General features: G+C 51.9%; 6 protein-coding genes. All 6 read right to left on the reverse strand.

The features are described 5' to 3' along the window. Positions 1-260: 260 nt before the first annotated feature. Positions 261-1,178: a hypothetical protein gene (locus tag JNN07_24430; GenBank protein MBL9170902.1), complete on the reverse strand. Its 918-nt coding sequence runs from the start codon at positions 1,176-1,178 to the stop codon at positions 261-263. A 458-nt stretch (positions 1,179-1,636) separates the two neighbouring features. Then, entirely contained in the window at positions 1,637-1,822 is a 186-nt protein-coding gene (locus JNN07_24435; GenBank protein MBL9170903.1) for a hypothetical protein, read from the reverse strand. A 27-nt stretch (positions 1,823-1,849) separates the two neighbouring features. Beyond that, entirely contained in the window at positions 1,850-2,128 is a 279-nt protein-coding gene (locus JNN07_24440; protein MBL9170904.1) for a hypothetical protein, read from the reverse strand. Positions 2,129-2,587: 459 nt separating this feature from the next. After that, on the reverse strand, positions 2,588-3,364 hold the full coding sequence (locus JNN07_24445; protein MBL9170905.1) for a hypothetical protein: 777 nt from the start codon (positions 3,362-3,364) through the stop codon (positions 2,588-2,590). Then, positions 3,365-4,039, reverse strand: a complete 675-nt coding sequence (locus JNN07_24450; GenBank protein MBL9170906.1) for a hypothetical protein — start codon at positions 4,037-4,039, stop codon at positions 3,365-3,367. A 70-nt stretch (positions 4,040-4,109) separates the two neighbouring features. Further along, on the reverse strand, positions 4,110-4,997 hold the full coding sequence (locus JNN07_24455; protein MBL9170907.1) for a hypothetical protein: 888 nt from the start codon (positions 4,995-4,997) through the stop codon (positions 4,110-4,112). Between the last annotated feature and the right edge of the window lie 264 nt (positions 4,998-5,261).

The following is a 5,261-nucleotide window of genomic DNA, read 5'->3' on the forward strand; positions in this document are numbered from 1 at the left end:
TGACGTCTCGGATGACGGGTGGCATACAACTGCTGTGAGTCCTGCAGGGGGGCAGCTGCCTGACCGGACGGCGAGCATCAGCCCATCTCATGTATTCGTCATGTCAGCTTTGACACTGCGCACGCGACGGCACCCGACCCAGAGCAGCCGTAGAGCTTTTGGGAAAGCTGTCGTTCAACGTAGAGGTGGCCGGCGCTCCGCGGCTTCAACGGGCAGCGTCCAGCGACCGAAGGGAGCGAGGTCGACCGCCGGGTTGGGCGTCAGGGCACGACACGCCGTTTTGATAGCAGCAACTGAACCATGCAGTAGAGCCGATGGAACAAGTAGTCGACGTGCGCCGAATCTGTAACTGCGGTTTGAGATACCTCGGTGTGCCGTATGTGAAAAGAATTACCGATACCGGTAAGGGCATGAGCCTCAGCATCTAGTGCAGCACGAAAAGCGGCATCAGGCGAAGCCTTCGAGAGCAACGACTCTACTGAGCGTTTTTTGTTGTTTGGGTCTTCGAGAGACTTCAGTCGCTCCCAGCAATCCCATAGGCGCTCCAGTGATTCACGACGGATAGAGGGATCTGGGTTTAAGAATTTCACTCGACTTTCTTCAAGCATTGTGTCGAGAACCTGGTCTCCGGTACGAAGGCTGGCAGACGATAGACTTTCTCGAAGCAACGTGGGGGCAAGCCTTACAAACTGACCAGCGTCACCGAGTTCGTAAGCAAGGTTGTTACGGGAAAAGATTCTGTTGATGTCAGCGCGGAACGCTTCTTTTCCCTCGGCGATGTCGAAGCTGAGATGGTAGTGACCAAAGTAGCTGTGATGTGAGCCTTGAATTGGCTTCCCTACGGAGCGGTAGCAGAACTCGATGAGGTCGAGTACCAACAGTGTGTCGGGGGCGAACGCCTGCATTTCGGAGAAGTAACCATCCTGCACACGTTCGGTGGTTTCAAGCGGCCAGGTAAGACCAGGCATTTCGGCAAGAACCGCCAGCGAAAGAGAATTTTCGTCGGTACCTATCGGACCTCGCCCATCAGGGCAAGGCGCTGGAAATCTTGCGCCGAAGGCTCCAGAGTAAACGAGAGATTGAATAAGCGCGACAACTCCACCCCAAGCAACAGGAGAAATGACTTCCTCGGTACGTGGCCCCGGGCCTTGCTCTCTATCGCTGAAGTAGTCGGTCATGATGATCTCAAGACGCCCAATGTTTGAATTCACCAGCGCCGCGCGGTCTTATCGCGCAGCGCCGGTGGAATGATGGGTCTGGCAATGCTTACCTGCAAACGTTTTGCCAGCGACCGTTTATCTGCATGTACTGGCATTGTGATGTACCAAGCGGCGGCAACTCCACTGAAGGGAGGGGCTTTAGCTCCATGGACGGAAGTGGCCTAAGCGGGGCAAGTTCTACCGACGGTAAATCAAGCTTGCTGTCACAAATGTCTTGGACACGACAATTGTTTCCGTAGTCATCGCAAACCTGCGATTTTCTGCACGCAGCACCTGCAATATTGGCGAAACCAACTACGAGAACGGTTGCAACAACTGCTTTTGTGACGATCTTCATGATGCTCTCCCTTGGTAGGCCCAACACCTGTGTTAAGCCGCGCCGCGAAGTGGCATCGACTTGAACGAAAGGTTGGGCCTCACGGCGACGTGGTGACCGATGCCGTGGTGAGAGCACGCGCTGCCGTTGGAACAGGCCAGAGTTCAGTCTCGACTGGAATGTTTGCGTCATCGTTCCCCTTTACAGTCTTCCAGTGCAAGCGATTGTTATTGGCGTACATGCGCACCCGGGCCTCGATGACCGGTGCCGGCACCCCACGAGACATGACCGAGATAGACAGCTTTGCTCGTGGCTAACCAGGAGTTACGTTGACCGAGTATTTCTCTTCGTCTTGATGCGTGCGAAGCCAACCGTTGAGGTCACCATGTTCGAGGCGAAGATCAAGCTGAATGAATGGACCGGGTACCGAGCCGTCCACGGCTCCCTCATTGGTCCAACTGTCGCCCAAGTGTCGATACTGTGCCGCGATGGCGTCTTTGCGCACACGAGTTAGCCAGTACAGAACCGCTACGACGCCAGTCGCGATGGCGGTCGAAGAGTCAGCTGTCTGGAGAAGTTCAAGCAATGTCATCGCGAGGCTCGCAAGTGTGCCGTGTGAGGCCTAACTTTGTTCTCTGGCGACATTTCTGCCGCGTAACATTGGAATGCCTGATAACGTGTTTTACCAGTTACTGTTTAGAAATAAAGACTACGCGCAACCCAGAATAAGAAGACTGGAAAGGCAGCAGCCGACAGCCTAGCGGGTCACTGCCACCCATCGGCCATTTATTTAGCATACCATCTCGCCCAGATGGCCGCTATCCGGAGCGGGTGACCAGTAACGGCTCCTCGCCGGACTGAGACTTCCAGCGCAAAACCCACGCCGCCCCTCGGGAAAACGCCTACGACCGTCTCGACCCGACCCAATGCCGCCGTAGATTTTTGAGGAAAGCTGCCGCTCAACGTAGCGCTAACCGGCGCCCTCCAGCAAGCGAGGCTTGCTGTAGGGCGCCGGTGTTGAGCGTCATGTTATTGCGCAAGCGTTTTACGCTTAGAATCGCACTTGAATTAAAAATTCAGAGTAGCCAATACCATTAAAAATGAATTTTTTTCTGTTACGAACTTCAGCAAAAATGGATATTCCATGGAAATCGCAGACCCGTTTAGCAAGAAATAAGCCTAAGCCTTCGCCAGGCATTGTCTTGGTTAAAGCTCCACGAAACCCCTTTTCAAAAAGTCTTGGCAACTCGTCATCTTCTACATCTGGACCGTACGATTTGACAGTAACCTGTTGTCTTCCAGAAAAACTCTCGAATATGATTTCGATTGTTTGATTCTGCGGAGAATACTTTACCGCATTCTCTAAAATCACGAAGGGTAGCAATTCAAATACGGGCAAAGCATCAATTTCGGTGCGCGACTCCCCGATTAGGCTTATGGTGACATTGCGGTTTTTGGCCTCTTCCGCAAGAATCCTCTTTGTTTTGTCAAACTTCTTAAAGATACCGGACCGTAAAGGCGTCTGGCTTTCAATCGCCTTGGGGTTGAGCTCGATGTCCGTATACGCAAGCCGAGATGAAATCATGCCTGCTGTATAAAATGCCGAAAGTGCGGCTTGGTTCAGGCCGGGATCGCTCTGTGTATCTCGGCTAATGCGCTCGCAGAACTTCGATAGTTGAGCACTAAACCTTCTTATTTCGTGTAGGGTGTTGTTCAAAATTTCCCGTGTTGAGTCGACCTCATTTTTCAGAACTGCGTTTTGTCTAATTAAATCGGTTACCTGCTGGCTAAGGTTTTCGATTCTCTTGTTTTGTTTGTCGTATCTCATTTATATTCCCAGTGCACTACCAATAAGTGTGGCCAGTGCGGTTGCTGAGAATTTAATGACCAGGTCTCTTGCCTCGGCGCTAATCTCGGCACTTGTGGCTTTGTCATTTAGCATTTCTGGTTTTCCTGCGTGAACGGCTTTAATTAACGCCTGCTCCAGATTGAATACGTGATGTAACTCGACCCCCCTTGATAGTAAGGCAGTGCGCAACCGAATCCATCTGTTCCTTGGATTGGATACTTCATTTAAGCCTGACTCAAGTGTTTTTATCCACACATCAATGCTGTCGTCTTTCGCCAACCTCTTGTCTGCGGCTGCTAGAGCATTGGTTAACGGTAGGCTATAGGTCTCGCCCGTATACGAGACAATATATTTATCAGGATAGTCTTTGCGAATCTCGGAGACAAGGTGAGCGCCTTCTAAAGAACTTCCAAATGCTTTGCCAACACCACGCACATCACAAATAACAATCGGATATGAGGATATCATGTCAGTTGATCTGATATCTGGACCGAGCTCCCTAATTCTGAAACCATGCGAAACTAGCGAATCTTTTGGAGCGAACGGTTTGTCGTCTAGGACGGCAATTTCTATTTTTGATTTTGCTTCCTTCAGGTCAATGGTTTCTTGACCTATCGAGCTTAACCTCTCCGGGGTTCCAAGCTGAATAAACATTGAGATGACTCTTTATATCCTGATGGTTGCGATCTTGCAGCTACCCGGTAAGTAGCCCTTCAACGACCTGCTAGAGGGCATGCTGCGTCAAACGGGGTAGGTGCTGAAAGACCTCAACAATCTCGTACCTGACGTTTACGTAGATCCCCGAGTCTGGCTTTTTTTCTTGGACGATGCGAAGAGCGACTTCAAGCGAGTCCCCGGGCGCGATCATGATCTCGTGTGCGAAGAATCTGTCAAAAAACTTTTGATCGAGCACGGGCGCGGCAATTCTTACCCCTCGCCAGAAAAATTCCCAACGTCGCTTGCCACGTTCAAGAATTGCACGGGAGATCTCAACGTGTGTGATCTCCACGATTTCACGGGTGGATTCGTCCACGGGCTGTTCGGTCTGAAACAGCGCGAACTTCTCTCTTGGAACGATTAGTGGAGGACGCTGCGGTCCGGTATCGTCGACTATGGCAATGCCTTCGACATTCGGGTCAGATGCTGCCGCATCGAACACCTTTCCCAATGCATTGTTGAAGCGTTCAGAGCGTTCGACTTGCTTCTTTGCCTCGTAGACGTCCTTTGGAACAATGATCTTCTCGTTTCCAATCTCGATTGTGACGAGGGTGTCCGTCACCGTGATATTTGGAGGAACTTCGGTCTTTATGGCCTTCTCGTAGATGTGGGTCGCGACGATGCCCCAAATCACAGCTTGTACGGCCTGGTGCGAGAAGAGATTCTTGGCTTTGGTGAAGATCGTCCGGACCGTGGCTTTGAAGCTGCCGTCTGACAGCGCCTCCACTACAACTTCAACGACATAGCCAGGATTGACTATCGCGTTCGCTTCCCGGACCGCGTCAGCCAACCCCACAAGGGCTGTCGCAAGGGCATAAGCGCTGATCTCTCTGCGCGGGGTATCGAAGTAGAGGACGAAGCGGTCGACCTCATGGCGGATTTCTAGTGTTGCCAAAGAACCTGCCCTCTAACATGTTCATGAAGTTATAGGCAGCTAGCATACCGCGTCGCCCGGATGACCGCTATCCGAATGGGGTGGCCAGTGACGGCTCCTGGCCGTTATGAACATCTATCCATAACGGCCATTATGCGTAGTTCTCAGTTATGAACAGTCGAGGGACAGGCCGCGGGCATCGCTCAGGTAGAGCCTCGAGGACGGTACTAGCGGCCTTCACATAACTACTGCGTCTTCAGGATCTCGATGAACGGGTCAAGTGCC

The sequence above is a fragment of the Verrucomicrobiales bacterium genome (assembly GCA_016793885.1).
Classification (GTDB): domain Bacteria; phylum Verrucomicrobiota; class Verrucomicrobiia; order Limisphaerales; family UBA11320; genus UBA11320.

Bases quoted from the DNA above. Each gene is read 5' to 3' on its own strand.
- JNN07_24440 (MBL9170904.1), bottom strand. From the start codon at position 2,128: ATGACATTGCTTGAACTTCTCCAGACAGCTGACTCTTCGACCGCCATC.
- JNN07_24445 (MBL9170905.1), bottom strand. From the start codon at position 3,364: ATGAGATACGACAAACAAAACAAGAGAATCGAAAACCTTAGCCAGCAG.
- JNN07_24435 (MBL9170903.1), bottom strand. From the start codon at position 1,822: ATGTCTCGTGGGGTGCCGGCACCGGTCATCGAGGCCCGGGTGCGCATG.
- JNN07_24430 (MBL9170902.1), bottom strand. From the start codon at position 1,178: ATGACCGACTACTTCAGCGATAGAGAGCAAGGCCCGGGGCCACGTACC.
- JNN07_24450 (MBL9170906.1), bottom strand. From the start codon at position 4,039: ATGTTTATTCAGCTTGGAACCCCGGAGAGGTTAAGCTCGATAGGTCAA.